The organism is Vibrio sp. 10N.222.49.C9 (genome assembly GCF_041474985.1).
Lineage (GTDB): Bacteria > Pseudomonadota > Gammaproteobacteria > Enterobacterales > Vibrionaceae > Vibrio > Vibrio crassostreae_C.
The window spans coordinates 1-905 of the sequence record NZ_JBFRVD010000048.1 but is presented as its reverse complement, the minus strand read 5'-3'; the positions used below and the strand labels follow the sequence as shown (position 1 = coordinate 905).

The following is a 905-nucleotide window of genomic DNA, read 5'->3' as shown; positions in this document are numbered from 1 at the left end:
TTGTAACATCTCAAGCTCAATTTATCGCTTGTTAGTCCTTTATATCGGGACATAGCAGTCTCAGATATTGAACGATAGTGATAACCAGACTCTGTTTTCCATTCCGATATTGTTCCATCTCTCAGAGCCATTACCGCTTTGTTTCTGGGATGACCGTCTTCCCAAAGAGCTGCATTCTTTCGAGGCGGTATTAACGGAGTACAGCCTTTATTTTTCAGAGTCTCGTGGCAATTTTTTGTGTCATATGCTCCATCGGCGGATACGGCAGCGACCTTTCTACGTAGTGGGTTGAGTAACGTCGGTAACACTTCACTATCGCCTACATTTACAAGACTGACTTCCGCACTAATCGCTTCGTGAGTATCCACATCCACAGCTAAGTGCAGTTTGCGCCATGTCCTACGTTTTTCTGTACCATGCTTTTTCACTTTCCACTCCCCCTCACCAAAGACTTTGAGGCCAGTAGAATCAATGGCTATATGGCGAATAGCCCCTCTCGATTTATTGCGATATTTGACCTGAACTGTCTTCGAGCGTTTACTGATACAGGTGTAGTCAGGGGACGTTAGTGGAACATCTAATAGCTCAAAGATAGAGTCGATAAAGCCTTGAAGAGCACGTAAAGGAAGAGAGAAGATGCCCTTAATCATCAAGGCGGTTTCAATCGCTGTATCAGAGTACTGAAAGCCTCTCCCACGCTTACCATGATGAGTTTTGCATCGCCATGCATCTACGGCTGAATCATCTATCCAGAATGTAACCGAACCACGTTTACAAAGAGCCTTATTGTACTCCGTCCAGTTAGTTATCTTCTTGTTTGCTTTACCCATATCACCACCATTCCAATCGTTTCAAATGATCAGATCACAGGACTTGGAAAAGGTTCAACTAATTTAGGCAACAAC

The 905-nt window shown here is 43.9% G+C and carries 1 protein-coding gene; it reads right to left on the bottom strand.

The genetic code is table 11. The annotated features are described in order from the left end of the window. The coding region (locus AB4585_RS19015; RefSeq protein ID WP_372170589.1) for an IS5 family transposase at positions 1-830 on the bottom strand (830 nt) is incomplete at its 3' end. Positions 831-905: the final 75 nt, after the last annotated feature.